Annotated in this window: 16 protein-coding genes; 11 read left to right on the top strand and 5 right to left on the bottom strand. The window is 27.3% G+C overall.

Features of this window, described 5'->3' with window-relative positions:
- Window positions 1–20: 20 nt before the first annotated feature.
- The gene (gene bosR, locus BSV1_RS00465; RefSeq protein WP_008882279.1) at window positions 21–551 is read left to right on the top strand and encodes an oxidative stress transcriptional regulator BosR; all 531 of its coding nucleotides are present in this window, start codon (window positions 21–23) and stop codon (window positions 549–551) included.
- Window positions 548–1531 (top strand): lipase, encoded by a 984-nt coding sequence (locus BSV1_RS00460; protein ID WP_008882236.1) that lies wholly within the window; start codon window positions 548–550, stop codon window positions 1529–1531. The genes bosR and BSV1_RS00460 overlap by 4 nt, the downstream gene beginning before the upstream one ends.
- A 30-nt stretch (window positions 1532–1561) precedes the next feature.
- Here BSV1_RS00460 and BSV1_RS00455 read toward each other — a convergent pair whose 3' ends face one another.
- Together BSV1_RS00455 and BSV1_RS00450 are read right to left on the bottom strand one after the other, a co-directional pair.
- Complete coding sequence (locus BSV1_RS00455; RefSeq protein WP_008882179.1) at window positions 1562–3106, bottom strand: maltose/glucose-specific PTS transporter subunit IIC; 1545 nt, start codon at window positions 3104–3106, stop codon at window positions 1562–1564.
- Between the two features lie 45 nt (window positions 3107–3151).
- Entirely contained in the window at window positions 3152–3850 is a 699-nt protein-coding gene (locus tag BSV1_RS00450) for an N-acetylmannosamine-6-phosphate 2-epimerase (protein ID WP_008882175.1), read from the bottom strand.
- 153 nt (window positions 3851–4003) lie between these two features.
- Between BSV1_RS00450 and ylqF the strand changes: the two genes are divergently transcribed.
- The 5 genes from ylqF (at window position 4004) to BSV1_RS00425 (ending at window position 8635) form a co-directional block, all read left to right on the top strand.
- Complete coding sequence (gene ylqF / locus BSV1_RS00445) at window positions 4004–4843, top strand: ribosome biogenesis GTPase YlqF (RefSeq protein WP_008882182.1); 840 nt, start codon at window positions 4004–4006, stop codon at window positions 4841–4843.
- 78 nt (window positions 4844–4921) lie between these two features.
- Window positions 4922–5965 carry an ABC transporter ATP-binding protein gene (locus tag BSV1_RS00440; RefSeq protein ID WP_008882173.1) on the top strand — a complete coding sequence of 348 codons (1044 nt, stop codon included), beginning with the start codon at window positions 4922–4924 and terminating at the stop codon, window positions 5963–5965.
- A 5-nt stretch (window positions 5966–5970) separates the two neighbouring features.
- On the top strand, window positions 5971–6774 hold the full coding sequence (locus BSV1_RS00435) for an ABC transporter permease (RefSeq protein WP_008882225.1): 804 nt from the start codon (window positions 5971–5973) through the stop codon (window positions 6772–6774).
- A 3-nt stretch (window positions 6775–6777) separates the two neighbouring features.
- Window positions 6778–7569 (top strand): ABC transporter permease, encoded by a 792-nt coding sequence (locus BSV1_RS00430; protein ID WP_008882167.1) that lies wholly within the window; start codon window positions 6778–6780, stop codon window positions 7567–7569.
- Between the two features lie 19 nt (window positions 7570–7588).
- On the top strand, window positions 7589–8635 hold the full coding sequence (locus BSV1_RS00425; RefSeq protein ID WP_008882256.1) for an ABC transporter substrate-binding protein: 1047 nt from the start codon (window positions 7589–7591) through the stop codon (window positions 8633–8635).
- A gap of 31 nt (window positions 8636–8666) precedes the next feature.
- Here BSV1_RS00425 and BSV1_RS00420 read toward each other — a convergent pair whose 3' ends face one another.
- The 3 genes from BSV1_RS00420 to zwf all read right to left on the bottom strand — a co-directional run bounded on the left by BSV1_RS00420 (window position 8667) and on the right by zwf (window position 13192).
- Window positions 8667–10055: a Na+/H+ antiporter NhaC family protein gene (locus BSV1_RS00420; RefSeq protein WP_008882224.1), complete on the bottom strand. Its 1389-nt coding sequence runs from the start codon at window positions 10053–10055 to the stop codon at window positions 8667–8669.
- Between the two features lie 98 nt (window positions 10056–10153).
- Window positions 10154–11497: a Na+/H+ antiporter NhaC family protein gene (locus BSV1_RS00415; RefSeq protein ID WP_008882161.1), complete on the bottom strand. Its 1344-nt coding sequence runs from the start codon at window positions 11495–11497 to the stop codon at window positions 10154–10156.
- 258 nt (window positions 11498–11755) lie between these two features.
- Entirely contained in the window at window positions 11756–13192 is a 1437-nt protein-coding gene (zwf, locus tag BSV1_RS00410; RefSeq protein WP_008882226.1) for a glucose-6-phosphate dehydrogenase, read from the bottom strand.
- A gap of 129 nt (window positions 13193–13321) precedes the next feature.
- Between zwf and BSV1_RS00405 the strand changes: the two genes are divergently transcribed.
- From BSV1_RS00405 to recD, 4 genes are read left to right on the top strand one after another with little or no spacing between them, the layout of a single operon-like run.
- Window positions 13322–14767 (top strand): nicotinate phosphoribosyltransferase, encoded by a 1446-nt coding sequence (locus BSV1_RS00405; protein ID WP_008882292.1) that lies wholly within the window; start codon window positions 13322–13324, stop codon window positions 14765–14767.
- A gap of 3 nt (window positions 14768–14770) precedes the next feature.
- Window positions 14771–18010 carry a PD-(D/E)XK nuclease family protein gene (locus BSV1_RS00400; RefSeq protein ID WP_008882189.1) on the top strand — a complete coding sequence of 1080 codons (3240 nt, stop codon included), beginning with the start codon at window positions 14771–14773 and terminating at the stop codon, window positions 18008–18010.
- Window positions 18011–18015: 5 nt separating this feature from the next.
- Window positions 18016–21525, top strand: a complete 3510-nt coding sequence (gene recB / locus BSV1_RS00395; protein ID WP_008882254.1) for an exodeoxyribonuclease V subunit beta — start codon at window positions 18016–18018, stop codon at window positions 21523–21525.
- Entirely contained in the window at window positions 21522–23354 is a 1833-nt protein-coding gene (recD, locus tag BSV1_RS00390) for an exodeoxyribonuclease V subunit alpha (protein ID WP_008882297.1), read from the top strand. Before recB ends, recD begins: the two co-directional genes overlap by 4 nt.
- Window positions 23355–23363: the final 9 nt, after the last annotated feature.

The raw sequence follows: 23363 nt of genomic DNA, 5'->3' as shown, positions 1-23363 counted from the left end.
AACAAAAAAGGTATAATCATATGAACGACAACATAATAGACGTACATTCCGCATTGGAAAAAGTCGGCATTACAAACGATCCTGTATTATTGAAAAATTTAACATCAGAATTAGGAATGAAAGCATCTCACTCGAGAAACAGAATCATCTTATACATAGCATCAAACCCAAAAGAATACTTTACGGCAAAAGAAGTTTACAATAAACTTATAAAAGAAATTCCAAGCCTATCAAAAGCAACGGTATATAACACATTAAATATTCTAAAAGAAAGAAATATACTAAAAGATATAAAAACTACTGATCAAAAAGAAACAAAATTTTATCTAAGCTTGGCTTCCACAATAGCTCACTTTAAATGCAATAAATGTAATCAAGTCCACCCTATTCAACTTGACGATATTAAAGATATTTTGAAAGACAAACTTGGAGAAAACTGGGAAACAAAATCTATTGAAATCATTTATTCAGGGCATTGCAATAATTGCTACAAAAAAGATACCCATAATAACAATAATGTCCCAGAAGAGAACAAGGGAATCACTTTATGAATATAAAAAATATCATTTTTATACTTATATTCTTATTACTCTTAATACTCGTTAGTCCGAGGATAAAATTTAAAAATGAATTTTCAAAAAAACTAATTCCTAAAAACATAGAAGAAATTGACAATTACTTATTAAAAGAAGAATTACAATTTAATTTAGAAAACAATACAAAAAAAGAAATAATCTGGTATAAAGAAAAAGCACAAAAAACAAAATATTCTGTGGTCTATATTCATGGATTTGGAGCATCAAAAAATGAAATTTATCCAGTTCCAAATAATATTGCAAAAGCTCTTAATGCAAATATTTTTTTTACAAGACTTAAAGGACACGGAATTAACAATAAAAATGTATTTCGGGGAATAACTACCCAAGATTGGTTTAGAGATATTGATGAGGCTATTAACATTGGCAAATTAATAGGCGATAAATTAATATTAATTGGCACCTCTAATGGGGGCGCTGCCAGCATCTGGGCCTTGGCAAACTATCCAAATGAAATAAACTCGGCGGTATTAATTTCTCCTAATATATTCCCTTATGACAAGAGAACAAATATCGTTTACTATCCTTGGGGACGACAAATTGCATATCTTATAACAGGTGGCTACAATAAATTCGAAACAAAAGAGTATAAACGAAAAGAACACCCGACTATAAAAAGCCACTCTTCAAGAGTACAGCATGTAGACGCAATTATTGCAATGATGGGCCTTGTCACATTATTAAATTCATATAATTTCAACGAAATCAAAATACCTTTAATAATAACCCACACACCAAATGATCATACAGTAGACCCAATAAAAATAAACGAATTTATAAAAAATTATGGGGGTGAAAAAAAGGATATTCCCATCATACTTCTTGAAAATTCACACGCTCACGTACCTATTGGAAACCAAAGCTACAAAAGCGCCCAAAACACATCATACTTCACAAAGTATGCAGTTAATTTCATAAACAAGATTAATAAGTAATAGCCTTAAGCTATTACTTATTAAAAAAAATCAAGCCTCTAGCAATTCTTCTATTTCATTCTTAAGAACACTAACACCTGGTCCGTAAACCACCTGAACCCCATTGCCTTTAATAATTACTCCTTTAGAGCCAGTTTTTTTTAAAATTTTTTCAGAAACTTTAAGAACATCCCTTACTGTAATTCTAAGCCTAGTTGCACAACAATCAAGCTCAACAATATTTGAAGCGCCACCAAGCCCAATAATAACCTTAGTAGCATAATTTTCTTCAAATTCACTACTCTTAGAACTTGGAGAATCTTCAGAATTTAAATCTTGAGTTCTACCAGGAGTTTTAAAATCAAACTTATTGATTAAAAATATAAAAGTAAAGTAGTAAAGAAAAAACCAAACAATGCCTACAACTGGTACCAAAAGCCAATTAGTTCTTGAATTTCCCTGCAAAATACCAAAAAGAATAAAATCAATAAATCCTCCAGAAAACGTTTGACCTATTGTAATTTGAAAAATATGCGCTAACATAAAAGCAAATCCATCAAATGTAGCATGAACAACATAAAGAATAGGGGCTACAAAAAGAAAAGAAAATTCAAGAGGTTCTGTTATACCTGTTAAAAATGACGTTAGCGCTGAAGACATCAAAAGACCAAAAACTTTTGTTCTCTCCTCGCGCTTTGCGGTGTAATATAGAGCAAGTGCAGCTCCGGGCAAGCCAAACATCATGGTAATAAATCGTCCACTCATAAAACGGCTAGTTCCGATAAAAAATCTATTTGTACCTTGAGCAGCAAGTTCCGCAAAGAAAATATTCTGAGTTCCTTCAATCAACTTTCCATCAATAATAACAGATCCCCCAAGGCCTGTTGTCCAAAATGGCAAATAAAATATATGATGAAGACCAAAAGGTCCAAGCATCCTTAAAAAAATTCCATAAATAAGTGTTCCAATATAACCGGTTGAATCTACTAAGCCTCCTACTTTATTAATTCCGCTTTGTACAAATGGCCAAAAAAGAAACATAATAACAGCAAGAAAAATACTAGAAAAAGAAACAATGATCGGAACAAATCTAGATCCAGAAAAAAATCCAAGAACCTTGGGCAAATCCACTTTGTTAAACCTAGAATGAAGATAATAAGTCAAAATACCAACTACAATCCCGCCAAAAACCCCCGTTTCTAAAGTCTTAATTCCAAGAACAAAACCCACAGCACCGCTAGAGAAAGACTCCGCTCTGCCTGACACATCAATTAAAACTCCAATAGTAGCATTCATTACAAGGTAGCCAATAAATGCTGCGATTCCAGATGTACCTTTATCTGATCTTGCAAGTCCAACAGCAATTCCAATAGAAAATATTGGTGCTAAATTTGAAAAAATAATAGAACCTGACGCACTCATTATTTTGAAAACTGATTGCAAGAAGAATATATTCAAAAAAGAATACGTCCTAACAGTTTCTGGATTAGAAAGAGAACCTCCAATTCCTAAAAGCAGCCCTGCTGCTGGCAAAATAGCAATGGGAAGCATAAAAGAACGTCCAAATTTCTGAGCTTGTTCAAAACCCTTTAACATAAAACCCTCCTAAAATAAAAAATAAATTAACCTTTAAGTTTAAAATTATTTTTTAATCTGATTTATTTTTTCTACAAATTTTTTAGTAATCTCAGCGGGCCTTGTAATAGCACCCCCTACAACTACTAAATCAACCCCCATTTCAAAGCATTTTTGAGCTTTTAAAGGGGTGTCTATTTTCCCTTCCACTATTAAAGTAGATTTCAAATTAGAATTAAGCAAGCTTTTTAAAAAATTAAAATCATTGTCTGCAATATTCAAACCATTGGTATTTTTTGTATAGCCATACAAAGTTGTTCCAATAAAATCAAATCCCAATTTATCGGCATTAATAGCTTCATCTAAAGAAGAAATATCTGCCATCAAACTCTGTTTTGGATATTTTTTTTTAATATTTTCAAAAAAATCATCAAGTAGCACACCATCAGGCCTACTCCTAAAAGTGGCATCAAGGGCAATTACATCTACCCCTTCATTACAAAGCTCATCAATCTCTTTCATGGTAGGAGTAATAAACACGTCACAATTATTATAATTTTTTTTAATAATACCTATTATTGGCAAATCAACTTCCGACTTAATCTGACTAATGTCATTAACTCCGTTGGCCCTTATTCCAATAGCTCCACCTATTTTAGCTGCCAAAGCCATCTTAGACATAATAAAACTACTATGTAAAGGCTCGTTCTCAAGAGCTTGACAGGATACTATTAACCCTCTTTTGATTTTTACAATAATAATCAAACCTCCTGTAAAATTTATTTTTTTAAAAAAAATAAAAACTTAAATACAGATTATATTTTTTCTTTAAAAAAAATAATTCTTTTAAAGAAAACTAACATAAATTAAAAACAAAAACAATTTATCATTCAATACACATTAAGCTATAATTTAGGCATGGCAAATAAAATCAACTGGTTTCCTGGACACATGAAAAGGGCCTTAGATCTGATAAAGAATAATTTACAAAAAGCTAATATTGTGCTAGAAATACTTGATGCTAGAGCTCCATTTAGCAGCAAAAATCCATTAACTGAAAAAATTACTAAAAATCAAGCTAAAATAATTCTTTTACACAAATCAGATGTTGCTCAAATAAATGAAATTATAAAATGGAAAAAATATTTTGAAAATCTTGGCAATACTGTAATAATAAGCAATATTTACAAAAAAGGAATGCGTAAGCAGATAATAGATATTATTAAAAAATTGGCCATTGTTAAAAAGATAAAAAACTATAAAGAAAAAATAAAAGTTTTGATTATTGGAGTTCCAAATGTTGGAAAATCTTCAATAATAAATCTATTATCCGGCAAAAAGAGCGCAAAAGTTGCTAATAAACCTGGATATACTAAAAATATACAAATAGTAAAAATAAATGAAGAAATCAATCTTTTTGATATGCCAGGAATTTTATGGCATAATCTAGCAGACCAGTCGATTGCAAAAAAACTTGCAATATTGGATATGATCAAAAATGAAATAGTAGATAGCACAGATCTTGCATTGTATTTACTTGAAATAATGGATCAAAATAATAAAAATATTTTACTAAAAAAATACGAAATATATAATAAAAATTCACTTGATATTCTACAAAATTTTGCAAAAGCAAGAAAATTAATCGGTAAAAAAAATGAACTTAACCTTGAGAAAGCATCAAAAATATTAATCAAAGAATTTAGAGAAGGCAAATTTGGCAAAATAATTCTTGATAAGAATTATAATGCCTTTTAAAAAGGGCATTTACATAAATAATAATATTAAGTATAATCTTGATTTGTATTAATACAGCCATAAGGAGGTTGGAATTAGTTGGATAATTGTATCCTAGAGATTAAAAATCTAAGTCATTATTATGATAACAATGGAAACAAAACTTTAGATAACATAAATTTAAAAATTAAAAAAAATGAGTTTATTACGCTACTAGGCCCATCCGGATGTGGAAAAACAACATTAATAAAAATATTGGGTGGTTTTTTAAACCAAAAAAATGGAGAAATTTATTTCTTTTCTAAAGAAATATCTAAAACCAGTCCAAACAAAAGAGAAATTAATACTGTATTTCAAAATTATGCGCTTTTCCCACATATGAATGTTTTTGACAATATTTCATTTGGACTTAGAATGAAAAAAACGCCAAAAGATATAATCAAAGAAAAAGTAAAAACATCGCTTTCGCTGATAGGAATGCCAAAATACGCATACAGAAATATTAACGAACTATCGGGGGGGCAAAAGCAAAGAGTTGCAATAGCAAGGGCAATGGTAATGGAACCCAAGCTTTTACTCCTAGATGAACCACTTTCCGCGCTTGATTTGAAAATGCGACAAGAGATGCAAAAAGAATTAAAAAAAATACAGCGTCAGCTTGGAATCACATTCATATATGTTACTCACGATCAAGAAGAGGCATTGACAATGAGTGACAGAATCGTTGTAATGAATGAAGGAATAATTCTGCAAATAGGAACACCTGAGGAAATTTACAATGAGCCTAAAACAAAGTTTGTAGCCGATTTTATTGGAGAAAGCAATATTTTTGATGGAACATATAAAAAAGAGCTGGTTGTAAGTTTGCTTGGTCATGAATTTGAATGCCTTGACAAAGGATTTGAAGCTGAAGAAGCAGTTGACCTTGTAATACGCCCAGAAGATGTAAAACTACTTCCAAAAGGAAAAGGGCATTTAAGCGGCACTATAACATCAGCAATTTTTCAAGGGGTTCATTACGAAATGACTCTAGAAATCCAAAAAACAAATTGGATAGTTCAAAGCACAAGACTTACAAAAGTTGGAGAAGAAGTTGACATATTCTTAGAACCTGATGATATTCATGTTATGCATAAGGAATAATGGTTTTGAAAAAGTTGATATTAATCATATACTCCATATTCCTACTAACATTTAGTATTCTTCCCTTACTAATAATAATATTGCTTGGATTTTTAAATGAAAAAAACGAATTTACCATCTATAATTTCATTGGACTTTTAAATCCAAGTTATCTTAATATTTTTTCAAGAAGTTTAAAACTCGCAACAATAGCAACAATTTTTTGCATTTTAATAGGCTATCCTGCCGCCTGGCTAATTTCATTATCAAAAAAAAGTGCTCAAAATAAATTAATAATCATGATAATACTTCCTATGTGGATAAATACATTGCTTAGAACTTATGCCTGGATGAGAATACTTGGAAAAAACGGATTCATCAACAACTTATTTGAAAAGATCGGAATTGGAACCTTAGATCTTCTTTATAATGAACAGGCTGTTACAATAGGCATGATATACAATTTTTTGCCTTTTATGATCTTGCCAATATACACAGGGCTTTTAAAAATTAAGCCAGAATACATTGAAGCATCACAAGATCTTGGAGCAAGGATGTGGCAAATATTACTTTATATAAAAATACCACTAACGCTCTCTTACCTGGCAACAGGAATAATTATGGTATTTATTCCTTCAATTACGGTATTTATCATTTCAGATTTGCTAGGAGGCTCTAAACAAATTTTAATAGGAAATCTAATAAGCAAACAGTTTCTCTTTATAGAAGACTGGAATACTGGAGCTGCAATTTCATTTATTTTAATGTTAGCAATATTAATTTTTAATTTAATAATAATAAAATTAATGCGAAAAAATAATGGAGAGTAAAATATGTTTAGAGCCTTTAAAAACATTTTCTTATTTCTAATACTCAGCTTTATTTATCTTCCAATAATAATCTTAATAATTTATTCCTTTAACTCTGGTGACAGTGGATTTATATGGCAAGGATTTAGTCTAAAATGGTATAAAGAAATTTTTGCCTCAAGTCAAATCAAATCAGCAATATTTAACACCATTTTAATAGCTACAATCTCATCTTTGACTTCTGTTGTTATTGGAATTATTGGTGCTTATGCAATTTATAAATCAGAAAACAAAAAATTAAAAACAATACTATTATCAGCAAATAAAATAACAATAATTAATCCTGACATTGTAACAGGAATAAGCTTAATGACATTTTATTCTGCAATAAAAATGCAATTGGGATTTTCTACAATGCTAATATCACATATAATTTTTTCAACACCATACGTAGTAATAATAATTTTACCCAAATTATACTCTCTTCCCAACAATATTATTGATGCTGCCAAAGATCTTGGAGCCTCAGAAATTCAAATATTCTTCAATATAATTTATCCAGAAATCGTAGGAAGCATAGCAACTGGGGCTCTTATTGCCTTTACATTATCAATAGATGATTTTTTGATATCATTTTTCACCACTGGACAGGGATTTAATAATTTATCTATCCTAATAAACTCACTAACAAAAAGAGGCATCAAACCCGTAATAAATGCTATTTCTGCAATATTGTTTTTTACAATATTGAGCCTTTTGTTTATTATTAATAAATTTATAGGAATTAAAAAATTAACAACAGATGCTGAGCTTTAAAATGAAAAAAGGAGTACTTATGAAAAAAATTTTTATATTAATAGCAATTCTTACAACTTTTGCTTGCACCAACAAAGACACAATAACTTTAAACGTATTTAATTGGGCAGAATATATTGACGAGACTTTATTAGATCAATTTGAAAAGGAAAACAATATAAAAATTGATTATGAAATCTTTCACAATAATGAAGAAATGATGGCTAAATTTAACAACACAAAGAATTACTACGATATAATAGTCCCATCAGAATATTTAATCCAAGAATTAATCGATGAAGGCAAAATTGAAAAATTAGACTACTCAAAATTGCCAAATGTAACAAAAAATATTACTCAAAATCTTACAAACCTGGAACATGATCCTGGCAATCTTTATTCAGTGCCAGCCTACTGGGGATTAATGGGCATACTTTACAATAAAACTAAAATAGATTTAAATGACATGCAAGGTTTTGACATATTATTTAATAAAAAATATAAAAAAGAGATTACAATGCTAGATTCCCCTAAAGACAATATTGGAGTTGCTTTAAAAAAACTTGGATACTCAATAAATGAGCATGATACAGATAAAATTAAAGAAGCTGGAGAGCTTTTAAAAATCCAAAATCCACTATTAATCGGATATTTCTCAGATGTGCCTGCAAAATCATTGATGCTAAATGGAGAAGCATCTATTCAACTCACATGGAGCGGCGAAGCACAAAGCGCTATGCTAAAAAACAAAAACTTAGATTTTTATGCACCTGAAAACACCAATCTATGGATAGACGCATTTGTAATTCCTATTGATGCTCCAAATAAAAACTTGGCTTACAAATTTATAAACTTTTTATACGAGAATGAACCATCTTATAAAAATTTCAAAGAAACTAGATATAATTCTCCAAACAAAAACGTAATAAAAAGAATAGAAGAAGAGGCAAAAAATAACCCCGAAATGAAATTATATTTAGAAGAAAAATTTTTACCAAAAGATTTTTCAAAATTTGAAATTTTTAAAAAAATACCTAAAAAAATAAAAGAAGAAATCCTTAAAATATATTTAAATCTGTCTTCTTAAATATTTAAATTCAAAAAAAACTTAAAAGCTTTTAAAATTTAAAGCTTTTAAGTTTTGTGACTATTTTTAAAAAAGACTTAAATATTAATTTAATATCAAGTCCAATTATAGACAAAGCAATCAATAAGATCAAAAATCCTTGATAAATTAAAAATGGAAAAATGTCAAAAGGAGAAAGCTTACCTTTTGTAAAATCTACAAGAGCTATAACATGCATACTATGGGGCAAAATACTTAAAAAAAAGCACGAAGACATACAAAGTAAAGCCGCAATACGCTTTGAGTTTAAATTATTCTCCTTAGTTATTGATCTTACAACAGAACCACTCATTAAAATAGCAAGCCCATTATTTGCAAGAAACATGGTCAAAATGCCAACTAAAACAACAATGACAAATTCCGAAGTTCTTTTAGACTTTGACATTTTTTGTAATTTTAAGAGCAACCAATCAAACCCCCCATACTTAATTGTCATATAAGAAATTCCACCTGTAGAAATAACAAGAATAAACATTTCCCCTAGACCTAAAAATCCTTCATTGATTTTTTTAGCCAGCAATAAAAAAGTAATATCTGAATAATAAATTCCAATAATACCAGCAACAACAATGCCTAAAAACAGGGCTAAAAATACATCAAAGCCTGAGATTGCAAAAACCATAACAAAAATATACGGAATAATTTTGAAAAAATTTATTTCACCAGACTCAATAATAAAACTATCGGTCTTGCAATAATAAGAACCTAAAAATGCAAAAGCAAGGCTTGCTAAAATTGCTGCTGGAAACGTATAAAAAGCTCCATTTTTGAAAACATCAACAATATTAACCTTTTGAGTATGACTTGAAATAATAGGGGTATCTGATATTAAAGACATGTTGTCTCCAAATGCACCAGCGCTAAGAATAGTACCAGCAATCAATGGAAGGGGGATGCTTACCTTATCTGCGAGCTCCAAAGCAATAGGAGCAACAGCAACAACAGTCCCCATAAAACTTCCGGTGGAAAAAGACAAAAAAAGAGTAATTAAAAAAATGCCACATACTATTAAATTCAATGGAACATATTTAAGACCAATATTTACTACAGCATCAACACTTCCTATTTCTTTACAAACAGCAGAAAAAGCACCGGATAACATAAATATTAAAGATATAAAAATAACATCTTGCTGAGCGCATCCCTCAATGAATTTATTCATTTTTGCTAAAAAAGATCCCCTAAAAATAATAAATGTCAAAACAATAGCAATAAACATAGCAACTACGGGAGGCATTTGATAAAATGCCCTTTTTACACCATTAAAATAAAGAACGAGTCCTGTGCCAATATAAATCCCTATAAAAAGAAAAAAAGGCATAAGCCCCCAAAAATTTGGAACCACATTGGTTTCTCTTTCTAATTTCAAATCTCTTTCCAATTTTAACCCTCCTAAATCATATAAAATAATTAAGAATAATTTATTCTAAATAAAATCAAAAAAATTAAACAATGCAAATCTTAAAATTTTTAAAATTTTTATTTTTTTAAAAAAAATAAAAAAAGTTTTTTTATATCAAGGCCCAAAATAGATAAAATAACAAAAAACAATAAAAATCCAAAATAAACTAAAAATGGCAAAACACTAATTGGCGACACAAGTCCATTTGAAAAGTTCACTAAAATAATCATTTGCGCACCATAAGGAATAATACCTTGAAAAATACAAGAGAACATATCTAAAATAGAAGCACTTCTTTGAACACTGATGTTATTTTCAAAAGCTATCTTTTTTGCTACTTTGCCGCAAATAAGTATGGCAATTGTGTTATTAGCAAGAAAAACATCAACTATTGAAACAAAAGCCCCAATAGAAAATTCCGCTGAACTTTTTCCTCTAATTAAGGATTTTAATTTAATAAGTAGCCATTTAAAGCCTCCATTATGAATCACGGCAAAAGAAACTCCCCCTGTTAAAATTGAAAGAAAAATCAAATCTGCCATATTTAAAAACCCTTTATTAATGTTTTTCATTACATCTAGAAAGTATAAATTACCATACAAAACGCTAATAAGACATATAGAAAGAACGCCTAAAAAAAGAACTATAAAAACATTCATTCCAGCTAAAGAAAAAAATATAATCATTAAATAAGGCACAGTTTTCACTAAATCTATTGAACTTTCGTGTAAAAAGTTTGTGGTATTGGGCAAATTTTCAGAAAGAAAGAAAAAAGAAAAAAAAGTTAGTATGGCGGATGGAAAAGCATAAAAACTGCTACTAATAAAAACATCTAAGATGCTACTACCTTGAGTTCGACTAGAAACAATAGTTGTATCTGATATTAAAGAAAGATTATCTCCAAACATAGCTCCACACATTACAGATGCTGCTATTAAATTAGGATTAATACCGCTTTTAACAGCAATATTAAAAGCAATAGGAGCAATTGCAACGATAGATCCAACAGAAGTGCCGGCAGAAAAAGAGAGAAAGCAAGTTACAAAAAATATACCAGAAACAATCCAATTAGGATTAATATATTTAATTCCCAAATTTGCTACAGCTTCAACGCAGCCTATTTCTTTGCAAAGAGAAGAGAAAGCTCCCGAAAGCATAAAAATAAGACACATTAGTATAATATCGTACTGAGCAGCTCCTTTAATAAATATGTGAATTTTGTCGGAAAATTTTCCTTTAAACACTAAAAAACAAACAATGGAAGCAAAAAACATTGCAACACTAGCCGGCAGTTGATAAAAGGCCATTTCTACACCAATAACCCCCAAATAAATCCCCGTGCCTAAATAGATAATAATAAAAACAAAAAAAGGAATAAGCCCAAAAAAACTTGGCTGCCCTCTTACTTCAATATTTTCCATATACATCCTTTAAATACAAGCATTGTTTTTATAAAACAGATTACTTATATCTTTTAATGATAACGCAAATTATTAATCGATGCATAAATTTGCAATCAAATCAAGAATAATAATTCTTAAAATTCTTAGCTAGATTAAAATAATAGAACACAGAGTTGTGCATGGGGGGCTCAAGTCTTAAAAAGGAATAGGAATAAATTATATAAAAATTCTATCTCATTTATCTATTTAAAAAATATCTTTTAAAAAACTAGAAAATTAAATTTTACGCCAAAAATGATCTTTTTCTAAAATAGAGTCTATCTCTTTTGGTCCTTCAGAGCCATAAAAATAATTACAAATTTCAATATCTGTCCATTTATTTGCAATATCTGAAACAAATTCCCAAGAACTTTCAATCTCATCACTTGTCGCATACAAAGTACCATCTCCTAAAAAAGCGTCTAACAATAAACGCTCATAAGCCTCATCAAACAATCTTTTAAATGCTCCGTGATATGAAAACTCCATATTAGCGGTTTGAATTTCATAATTATATCCGGGCTTCTTGGTATTGAATTTAATTTCAATTCCATTCCTTGGTTGAATCCTAAATATCAAAGCATTAGAAAAATCAACAGAGCTATTGTTAAAAAGAGTAAAACTTGGTTTTTTAAATTGAATATATATTTCTGAAAATTTCCTAGCAAGACCTTTTCCAGTTCTAAGATAAAAAGGAACCCCAGACCAACGCCAATTATTAATAAACACTTTCATAGCCAAATAAGTTTCGGTATTTGAATTTCCCAAAAATTCTGTTTCATCTTTATAGCCCTTTTTAAAAACCCCTTGAACTTGTGAACCTATATATTGACCCTTAACAATGTAATTCTTAATATCTTCTTTGCTAATTTTCCTCAAACTTTTTAAAACTTTTACTTTTTCATCATGAATAAACTCAGAATCAAATTTAATAGGAGACTCCATTGCAACAAGGCTTAACAATTGTAAAATATGATTTTGAACCATATCCTTCAAAGCGCCAACAGAATCGTAATACTCCACTCTTCCATCAAGACCTAATTCTTCTGCTACCGTAATCTGAACAAAATCTACATAACGATTATTCCAAATATTTTCAAAAATAGAATTGCCGAATCTAAATGTAAAAATATTTTGAACCGTTTCCTTACCTAAATAGTGATCTATTCTATAAATTTGATCTTCTTTAAAAGCAGAATAAAGCAAGCTATTTAATTTTTTTGCTGTCTCAAGACTAGAGCCAAAAGGCTTCTCAAGAACTATTTTTGACAAAGTCAATTTTTCGCTTAAAAAATACTTTTTCAAATGATTAATTATAGGTCCATAAAATGCCGGAGACGTCGAAAGATAATATATCGTTTCTCGACTTCTATCTAAAAATTTAAATAAATTTTTATAAGGCTCCTTTTCATTAAAATCACCAAATACATAAACAAAAAAATTTAAAAAAATCTCAATCAACGAATCGGTCTCTTCCTGCCATAAAGAATCTTTAATATACAATCTAAATTCTTTATCTGTAAAAATCTTACGAGAAAAACCAATAACCCTAAAATTGCTAATACATTTATTTTTAAATAAATTAAAAAGTGAAGGAATAAGCTTTTTTCTAGACAAATTCCCGGTAACCCCAAAAATTACAATATCAAAATTAGAAACACTTCTTTCTTTCATAGAATTTAGTCCAATCTGATCAATTTATTATATATCACAAAAAACATATTCATAAAGATTAGCAGACAAAAATTAAGCTCAAATTAAATATCATTTTTTTATAAACAAAACTAGTATATAATAAGGAGAATGAAAAATCTATCACTATTTACAGATTTTTATGAAATTTCAATGATGAACGCTTATTTTACAAAAGGAATTAATCCTAAAGCAAAATTTGAAGTATTTTTTAGAAAAACACCCTTTAAAAATGGCTATATTGTTTTAGCTGGAATGCACACATTGATTAATGAATTAAAAAATATTCGTTTTGGAGAAAATGAACTTAAATATTTAAAAAGCTTTAATATATTAGATAAACAATTTTTAAACTTTCTAAGAGAATTCAAACTAAACGTAAAAATAAGCTCAATAGAAGAGGGTCGACTAGTTTTCCCCCACGCACCAATAGTTGTGATTGAAGGACACTTAATAGAATTATTATTAATAGAAGGGTTAGTGTTAAATATAATAAACTTTGAAAGTTTGATAGCAACAAAAACCGCTAGAATAAAAGAATCTGGTGCAAAAATTTTAGCAGAACTTGGGCTAAGAAGAGCTCAAGGAATAAATGGAGCACTTTCTGCCAGCAAAGCCGCCTACATAGGGGGAGCAGATTTTACAAGCAATATGCTTGCTGGATATAAATACAATATACCAGTTACAGGAACAATGGCTCATAGTTGGGTAATGAGCTTTGAAACCGAAGAGCAAGCATTCAGAGAATATGCAAAAACATATCCAAACAAAGTAAGCTTGCTAATCGATACTTACGACACGCTTAACAGTGGATTAAAAAATGCCATTAAAATATTCAAAGAATTAAAACAGGAAGAAAAAAATAATTTTTCAATAAGAATTGACAGCGGAGATCTTGAATATTTAAGTAAAGCAGCAAGAAAAGAATTAAACCGAAATGGATTACATCATGTAAAAATTATTGCGTCTAATGAGCTTGACGAAAATATTATCATGTACTTAAATTCAATAAATGCTCCAATTGATATTTGGGGCGTTGGAACAAATTTAGTTACAGCAAAAGAAGATCCAAGCCTTTCAGGAGTATATAAAATGATCTCTATAGAAAAAAATGGAAAATTTATACCAAAAATAAAAATATCAAATAACGCAGAAAAATCCACATTACCTGACCAAAAAGAAGTTGCAAGAATGTATTTAAATGGCCAGATGATCTTTGATTTTATCTTTTTAAAAGAAGAAAAAGATAAAATCAAAGATCATCTGGATTCAGGAAAAGAATTTACCGTTTTTCATCCAATACAAGACAACATTTTCAAAATCATCAAACAATATGACGATTTTGAATTTCTAACTCACACTGTCTTAGAAAATGGAAAACTTCGCAAAGGCTACGAGCCTAGCTTAAACAATATTAGAAATAAAACCAAACTTGACTTAAGCAAACTTGAACATACGTACAAAAGAATAATTAATCCCCACATATATAAAGTAAGTATCAGTAAAAACTTAAGAAAGTTAAAAAACAAGCTCACAAAAGATATCAAAAACAATTAATATATGTATATATATAAAACTAACAAAGTAAATAAAATTTATAATAAAATTAAAGAACTAACTCAAAACGACAATATTTTTAAAAAAGAAACACTCATCATAGTAAAAAATGATCTCTTAAGAGAAGAAATTAAAAAAACCATAGCAAAACTAAATGGGATTTCTTATAATCTAAATATTAAAAAAAATGCCGCAAAAAGCATATATGAAATTTCTTTTAAAAATCCCAATATAAAAAAATACATAGAAGAAAATACTTTTTCATTTTACTTGGAAACAGAAAAATTTATTTTATACAACATATTGAAAACTGAAAAACTAAAATACATAAAAGATTTCAAATCCACAAAGAATAGGTACTTTTTTGCATCAAAAATAATAGATTTATTCCACCATTATTACTCAAAATTTTCAAAATTAATTGAAACTTGGGAAGATAATGGATTTTTATTCCAAGAAGAAAATTTAAAACCCTACGAGAATATGCAAAAAGAACTATTTAAAAAGCTCTTTGAAAAACAAAAAAATATTTTAAACTTACATAAAAAAATAATTCAGGAAAAACCAACAAAAAAAATAGAAATTGAAATTAAAAAAATAATATTTATTGGCAACAACAGAGAGATTGAGAAAAAAATTCTCAACTCTTTAGAAAAAATTTTTGATTTTGAAGTGCATGTGTTAATTTTTGAAGATTTACTAAACTATGAATCTACTCTTGTTAAAGAATTGTTGTTAAAAAAAACAAAAATCAACCCAATAAAATATCAAGCTTTAGAAAAAGTAGATATTGAATTATTTAAAGGTGAAAATTTTTTAACAAGCATTAAAAATAATATCATAGCAAAAACTCCAATTTCAACATTAGACGATAGCTTTAAAATAATAGAAGCTAAAAATCAAAAACGTGAAGTAGAAATTTTGACAAATCAAATAGTACACTCAATGCAAAAAAATAACCTAAAATTAAGCGACATAGCAATAACTTGTTTGCAAGAAAAATTTAATGAATATTTGCCATATATAGAAGAATGCCTAAATAAATATGAAATCGAATATAGTATTCTATGTTATAACAATTTGTCAAGAGGAGAAAGTATAATAGCTTTAAAAAGGCTAATGGATCTTTTCGTATCAAAAAACGGAACAATTAGTAATTTTAGCAGAAAAGAAGTATTTGACCTGCTAAGTAACAACAAGGTAATGAAAAAATTTAATATATCAACATCTGAATTAAACTATTTAATAGAATTTAGCGATGCGATGAACATTAGTTTTGGCGCAAACAAAACTCACAAAGAAAATCTAAACTATGATCAAAACTTTTTAAACTCGTGGGAAGATGGATTTAATCGATTTTTAATGTCTGAAATATTTGACGAAAAATACGAAGAAGAAACCCAAAAAGAAAGCACAAGATTCCAAGATCAAGAGTCAATAATGAAACTTATAACAATAGTAAAAAGTTTGTATGAAGATATAAACTATTTTAAAAATAAAGCATACAAAGTATATGAATGGGCAGAAATCATAGAAATTTTTATTCAAAAATATATTGATCTTGAAGATTTTAATACAACCGATGAATATTTACAAAATAAGATAAAATCCTTTAAAAATTTCCCCAAAGATTTAAATGACAATCTTTACAAAAACTATTTAAAAGAAATTAATGAAATAAAAATTGAATTTTATCTTTTTAAAATTATGTTTGAAGAAAGTCTTGGAAAAGAAAAATACGGAGTAATGTATAAAAAAAATGGGATATTGATTGCCAATTACAAAGAAATAGAATATCTTCAAAAAAAAGAAATTCATTTTTTGGGATTTCAAAAATTCAACTCTAAGATAAATTATGATAATATGAATTTATTAAATGAATACTATGAACATGAGAATACTGAAAAAGAGGAAATAACAGCTCTTTTTAATTTGATTTTTGCAACATCAGAAAAATTTTACCTTTACTGCTCATTTCAAGACAACTTAAGTCCAGAAATTAATACATCAAAAACAATCAACAAAATACTTGAACACATACAAAAGTATGAAAAAAATTTTCAAATAGAAAAGCATCCAAATGAAAACCACGACCCAGTATATTTTAAAGATGTAAAAGAAAATTATTTAATAAACTATGATCTAGAAGCCTATAATATCGCAAAAATACTACAAAATTCTAAACCAATTAGATTCAAGCAAAATAAAATTAAACTAGAAAGCCCAATTAAGCTAAATTTATACGAATTAAAAAATGCCCTTTCTAATCCTTACAAGCACTTTTACGAAAAAACTTTAAACGTTAAAATACAAGACATAAGATTGGAAAATGAAATCAAAGAAAAACAAGAAGAACAAATTTTCAGTGTTATTGAAATTATTTACAGACTTATAAAAAATTCAACACTACTGCATGAATACATAATGGGGAAAAAAGATGATGGAAGAAAAGCAATAGAAATTATTAAAAACCACATTAGACATGAAATACAACAAGGAAGCATTCCCTTCAACATAGATCAAAAAACGACTGTAAATAAAATCTTAAAAAAAATAAATAAATTAAAATATAACGCTGCTGAAAGCTTAAAAAAGCTTTCAGCAATGACAAAAAGCAAAATTAAATTTTGCGAAAAAATAAAACTAAATTTTCAAAATAAAAATATAGAATTTGAATTAAAAAAAGATATTGAGAATGTATATAAAGTCGAAAACGATTATTTTTATTTAAATTTTGTAAAAAAAGACTATTGCAATATCCCAGATAAAATAAAAAATGAAATAGATTTATATATAACAGGACTGCTAATAAAAAAAGAAATACAGAACTTCAATTCATTAACAGAAGTAAAAATTGATCTTGAAAGCTTAACGGCAAAAACAACTATTTGCTATCATCACAAGGAGATAATAATTGATGACATTGAAAATATGCTTATGCAATTTGCATACATATCAAGCTATCCAACTCCAATTTACCAAAGCTTGATAATTAAAATTTTAACAAAAATAACTCAAAATAATTTTTCAAATTGTTTTAAGAATTTAATAAAAATGCAGATAAAAAATCCTTCCAAAGCTTATTTCACAAGCAAAGCACACGAGAGATTTTTAAAAACTAGCGAAATAACACTCTGCGATTACTATAACAGATTTAAAGACACTCATGATTTCAAGTTAGACAAAAATTTATTAATATTGATAGAAAAATTTTACATTAAATTCGTAAGGCCAAAAAATTAAAATTCATGAACAAAATCCTAGAAAAAATCCAAAATAACACAACAATATTAATAGAAGCATCGGCGGGCACCGGCAAAACTCACATACTGGAAAATGTGGTTATAAATTTAATAAAAACCAAGCTATACTCCATAAATGAAATCTTGGTATTAACTTTTACAAAAAAAGCCACAGAAGAAATGCACACAAGAATACTAAAAGTAATAGAAAATGCTTATTCTAACTCAAAAACAAATGAAATCTTAAAAGAAGCTTATGAGCAATCAAAAAAACTCTTTATATCAACAATCAATAAATTTGCATTACATGCCTTAAATAATTTTCAAATTGAAACAGAAAATTACTCCAAATATAAACCTAAAGAAAAATTTTCAAAAGAAATAGATGAAATAGTTTATGACTTTTTAAGAAAATCAGATAGCTTGATTCAAACTCTTGATATTAAAGACTACGAACTTAAAGTGTTTAAATCTGATGCTAAAAAAACAGAAGAGATTGTTTTAAAAATAAAAAAAGCTTACGAAAGAGATACGACTCAAGAACTTGGAGATTGGCTTAAAACCCAAACGGCTTTTGAAAACATTCTTCTTAAAAAGGAAGAGCTGATCAAAGATTACAACAAAATAATAGAAGACTTAGATAAAATGACAAAAGATGAAATATTAAGTTTTTATAATAAACATATTCAAACTGGTAAACTTGAAATAGAATACTCTAAAGAAAACGACATATTCAAAATAGCAGAAACATTATTAAAAAATAAATTTTTTTCAACTCTAATAGAAAAAGAAACTAAAAAAAATTCTAAATTATCATCTAAAGAACTTAAGATTAAAAATGATTTAATCTGTTTGGGAATTAATATTAAACATGAAAAATATAAATCAGAAGACAATAGAAATAAAAATAGAAACAATTTAAAACAATATGTCATTTTAAAAGTTGAATACAAAATACTAAAGTATATAGAAAAAGAACTAGAGAAAACTATTAAATCAACAAACACAATAGATCAAAATTACATAATTTCAAATTTAAAAAATTACCTAAAATCAGAAGACAAAAAGCTTCTAAATGCAATCAAAAATCGGTACAAAATCATTTTAATTGATGAGGCGCAAGATCTAAGCCTAATACAAATTGAGATATTTAAAATATTAAAAACAGCAGGAATAAAATTGATATTCATAGCCGATCCAAAACAGATAATATATTCCTTTAGAAAAGCAGACATTTCATTTTATAACAAAGAAATAAAAAATAAAATCAATACAGACGCTAGAATTGTACTAAAAATAAATCACAGATCAAGTAAAAAGCTCATAGGGCCTTTAAATAAAATTTTTAATAATATATACAATAATGCAATAGCCGATGAAATTGAAAAAATTGATTTTACCAATTCACTTCCAAATCAAAAAAACGACAATAATAAAATTGTCATCAATGGACAAGAAATAGAAGGAATCAATATAATAACCACAAATACAGAAAACGAAGAAGACATTTACCAAAAAACAGCATTAACAATAAAATATTTGCTTGCATATGGAAAAATCGCTGAGAACAATAAAATTAGAAATATTAAAATGCAAGACATTAAAGTACTTTGCAGGAGGAAAAATGAAATCAATTTAATTGATAAAGCATTAAAAAAAGAGCAAATCCAAACAAACAAAACTCAAGAAAAATTTTTAAAAACCAAAGAATTTAGCGAAATTTTTTATATTATTAAGTGCTTAGACCGAAAGCAAAGTTTTAAAACTCTAAATTATATTCTAAGCAGCAAAATATTAAATGTGCCGTGGAATTTACAAAGAATTTTAATCAAACAAGACAAAATTCACCTTATAGAAGAATTTATTGAAAATATAATAGTTTTGCTTGAAAAAAATGAAATAACATTAATAAATGCAATTAACAAAATTACATTCGAAAAAAACCTGTGGATCAAAATTGCAAATATCACCAAAGATCAAAAAATTATCGAATGGGCAAAAAATAAAATAAATTACAAAGGCCTTCTTATTAAAGAAGGTAAGCTTGAAAATTTAAAAACCTATGAAACAACACTTGAGATCATCTCTAAAATATATCATAAAGAACAAAACATACAATCTCTAATCTCTACTTTAGAAAACCTAATAATAAACGAAGAGCCTGAAGAAATAGAAGAAAAAATAAATAATATAAATAATGATAATGAATCTATAGAGCTCATGACAATACACAAATCAAAAGGGCTTAGCATGAATATTGTATTCTTACTAAATACAACTCCAATAGAAAATAGCAATTTTTTTTCAAAAAAAAATCAATTTTACAAATTTTATCAAGACGGAAAAATTGAATATGATTTTTTTAAATTGGAAGAAAATAAAAAATACGCAAGACTAAAAATACTAAGCGAAGAAAAAAATATATTTTATGTGGGAGCAACAAGAGCTAAATTTGCTCTTTTTATTATAAAAATAAATAGCATAACTAGCAAATTATTAGAAATAGCAAAAATTTTTACTATCGATGATATTAAACATGACTTTAACATACATGAATTTATTGGCCAAAAGAGATTCAATAAAAAAAAATACAATACAAATGTAAATACAAAATTAATTCCGCCAAAACCAATAATTAAAAACATGTTTAAAAAAGAATATACATCTAGTTTTTCAAGTTTAACAGCACAAGCTCATCATAAAGAATTTTACGAAAACTATGATTTTAAAAATATTAACTACGAAAAAGAAACAGAACTTGATTATGAGCCTGGATTAGAAGAGACTCTGCCTAAAGGAAAAGACATCGGAAACATTTTACATGCAGCGATGGAGAAAATAATCTTTAGCACAGCAAAAGATACATTTGATAATTTTAAAAAAAATAACATTGAAATTATTGAAAAACAAATACAAAAAATTAACTCAAATCTCAATACAATAGAAATACAAAATTCATTAGCTAAAATGATTTATAATATACTAACTTATAATATAAGAGCAATTAATACTCGTCTGTGTGATATTGAAGAATTACAAAAAGAAATGGAATTTTTAATAAAAATAAATCCTGAATTTCAAAAACAAAAATATCTTTTTGACAAACACTTTGAAGATCTTCACATAAAACTAAGTGATGGATATTTAAAAGGAATAGTAGATCTCATATTTAAAGCTAATAATAAAATATATATCCTAGATTACAAAACAAACTATCTTGGAAAAAATAAGGAGGATTATAATATAACAAATTTAGAAAATACGATAAAAAAGGAATATTATGATTTGCAATATAAAATATATGCCCTTGGAATAAAAAAAATATTATTTAAAAACAAAAAAGAATATAATCAAAAATTTGGTGGAATAATATATCTTTTTACAAGAGCATTTAAAGAAAATATTGAATGCTTAAAATCAAAATTTGAAAATGGTATTTATTTTAATCTTCCAAAATTTAACGACGTGGATTTAGATAAAATCATCTTAGAGTTAGGCATTAAAAGGCACTTATGAGAGATTTTTTAGTATTAAGAGAATTTCTAAAAGATAAAAACAAAAAATTCTTAACCCCCGAGCTTAAACTTTATGAAATAATTGAACTTTTAAATATCAATAAAAAAAATTGTTATAAAGCACAAACACTTGCAAGGTCCACAAACAGTGAAAATATTGTAATATTTTTAATATTTTTATTTAACTACTTTGATAAAGGCCATTTAAGAGCTGACATAAATCTATTAGCAAAAGATATTCAAAATACAATAATATTCACAAAAGACAACCTAGAAAAAACCAATAAAAGTTACAACAAATTAATAAAAATACTAAAAGGGCTAGAAACATTTGGAAATCTAGAAACTATTAAGAATATAGTTTTACTTTTGAAAAAAAACAACATAATAATGGAATTTAATAAGCTTAAAATTACAACTCCCCTAATCTTGGAAAACAATATCTACATTTATACTCAAAAAAACTACAGAGAAGAAGAAGAATTAATAAAACAAATTATAAAAAGATTAGAAAACCATAAAAGCGAATTAAATGACAATAAAATACAAAATATAATATCAAATTTAAATACCAATAATTTAAATAAAGAGCAAATTACATCAGTGAGAAAGGCATTAAAAAGCAACTTCTTTCTATTAAGCGGAGGCCCGGGAACAGGCAAAACAACAACTATTAACTATATCTTAAAAGCAATTAATAAAACATTAAACAATAAAAAAAAAGGATTAGTAGCCATTACAGCGCCTACAGGAAAAGCTAGCCTAAGGCTGCAAACAAGTATCGACTATTCATTCAAAAATTTAGAAATAGAATGTAATACAATCCAAAAACTATTGGGAATCAAATTCATAAACAAAAAAAATCTATATGATGAAGAAAATCAATTAAATTTTGACGTAATAATAATTGACGAAGCTTCAATGGTAGATGCACATACTTTTTTAAAACTACTGAAAGCAACTCCAATAACCACTAAATTAATAATGGTAGGAGATAAAAATCAACTCCCGTCAGTAAACGAAGGAAATGTATATTCAAGTCTTTTGGGAATACAAAAAATAAATAGCGATAATGTAGAAGATCTTAAAGAAAACTTCAGAAGCAACAAAGAAATAAATTTACTCTCAAAAGCAATATACAAAGAAGATAGTACTTTGATTTGCAAATACATTAATAACAATAAAAATATTCAACTGAAAGAAATAGAAAAAATAAACTTAAAAAAAGATCTAATAGAATATACAAACAATTTATACAGAAAAATACCCACTTTTAATCTTAAATTACTGAAAGAATCAAAAATTGAAAAAATACTTGAAACCTTACTTGAAAATATAATTTTAAGTTCAAAAAATTTTGGTAAATTTGGAACTAAAACACTAAATGAAATAATAAAAACTTACCTGAAAAAGACCTATGGAAGCTTTATTGGCCAAATAATAATGATAACTAAAACTGACTATAAAAATAAATTATTTAATGGAGAACGGGGTGTTATTTTTAATGAAAATTCTAAATTTTATGCTTTATTCCAAAGAAAAGATGAAAAATATAAAAAAATAAATTTAAATTTACTAACAAATTATGAATTCAGCTTCGCCACAACAATACATAAAAGCCAAGGATCTGAATACAAACATATAAAAGTAATATTAGAAAATAACCCTTTTTTGACAAAAGAACTTATGTATACTGCAATAACAAGAGCCAAGGATAGCTTAGAAATAATTTCTAACAAAGAGACTATTATTAAGCTAAGCAAAAAATCTAGCAAAAGAGATTCAAAAATACTAGAACACGTAAACTCATTTAAAGAAATTGACAAATAAATTAAAACC

Origin of the sequence: [Borrelia] finlandensis, from assembly GCF_000181875.2 — a bacterium.
Lineage (GTDB): Bacteria > Spirochaetota > Spirochaetia > Borreliales > Borreliaceae > Borreliella > Borreliella finlandensis.
Note: the sequence above shows the minus strand (reverse complement) of the source record. Positions and strands in the feature narration are given on the sequence as shown.

Excerpts from the sequence above, each read along its gene's own strand:
- BSV1_RS00405 (WP_008882292.1), top strand. The coding sequence starts at position 13,322 with ATGAAAAATCTATCACTATTTACAGATTTTTATGAAATTTCAATGATG.
- zwf (WP_008882226.1), bottom strand. The coding sequence starts at position 13,192 with ATGAAAGAAAGAAGTGTTTCTAATTTTGATATTGTAATTTTTGGGGTT.
- ylqF (WP_008882182.1), top strand. The coding sequence starts at position 4,004 with ATGGCAAATAAAATCAACTGGTTTCCTGGACACATGAAAAGGGCCTTA.
- BSV1_RS00400 (WP_008882189.1), top strand. The coding sequence starts at position 14,771 with ATGTATATATATAAAACTAACAAAGTAAATAAAATTTATAATAAAATT.
- BSV1_RS00415 (WP_008882161.1), bottom strand. The coding sequence starts at position 11,497 with ATGGAAAATATTGAAGTAAGAGGGCAGCCAAGTTTTTTTGGGCTTATT.
- recB (WP_008882254.1), top strand. The coding sequence starts at position 18,016 with ATGAACAAAATCCTAGAAAAAATCCAAAATAACACAACAATATTAATA.
- BSV1_RS00430 (WP_008882167.1), top strand. The coding sequence starts at position 6,778 with ATGTTTAGAGCCTTTAAAAACATTTTCTTATTTCTAATACTCAGCTTT.
- bosR (WP_008882279.1), top strand. The coding sequence starts at position 21 with ATGAACGACAACATAATAGACGTACATTCCGCATTGGAAAAAGTCGGC.
- recD (WP_008882297.1), top strand. The coding sequence starts at position 21,522 with ATGAGAGATTTTTTAGTATTAAGAGAATTTCTAAAAGATAAAAACAAA.
- BSV1_RS00455 (WP_008882179.1), bottom strand. The coding sequence starts at position 3,106 with ATGTTAAAGGGTTTTGAACAAGCTCAGAAATTTGGACGTTCTTTTATG.
- BSV1_RS00460 (WP_008882236.1), top strand. The coding sequence starts at position 548 with ATGAATATAAAAAATATCATTTTTATACTTATATTCTTATTACTCTTA.
- BSV1_RS00425 (WP_008882256.1), top strand. The coding sequence starts at position 7,589 with ATGAAAAAAATTTTTATATTAATAGCAATTCTTACAACTTTTGCTTGC.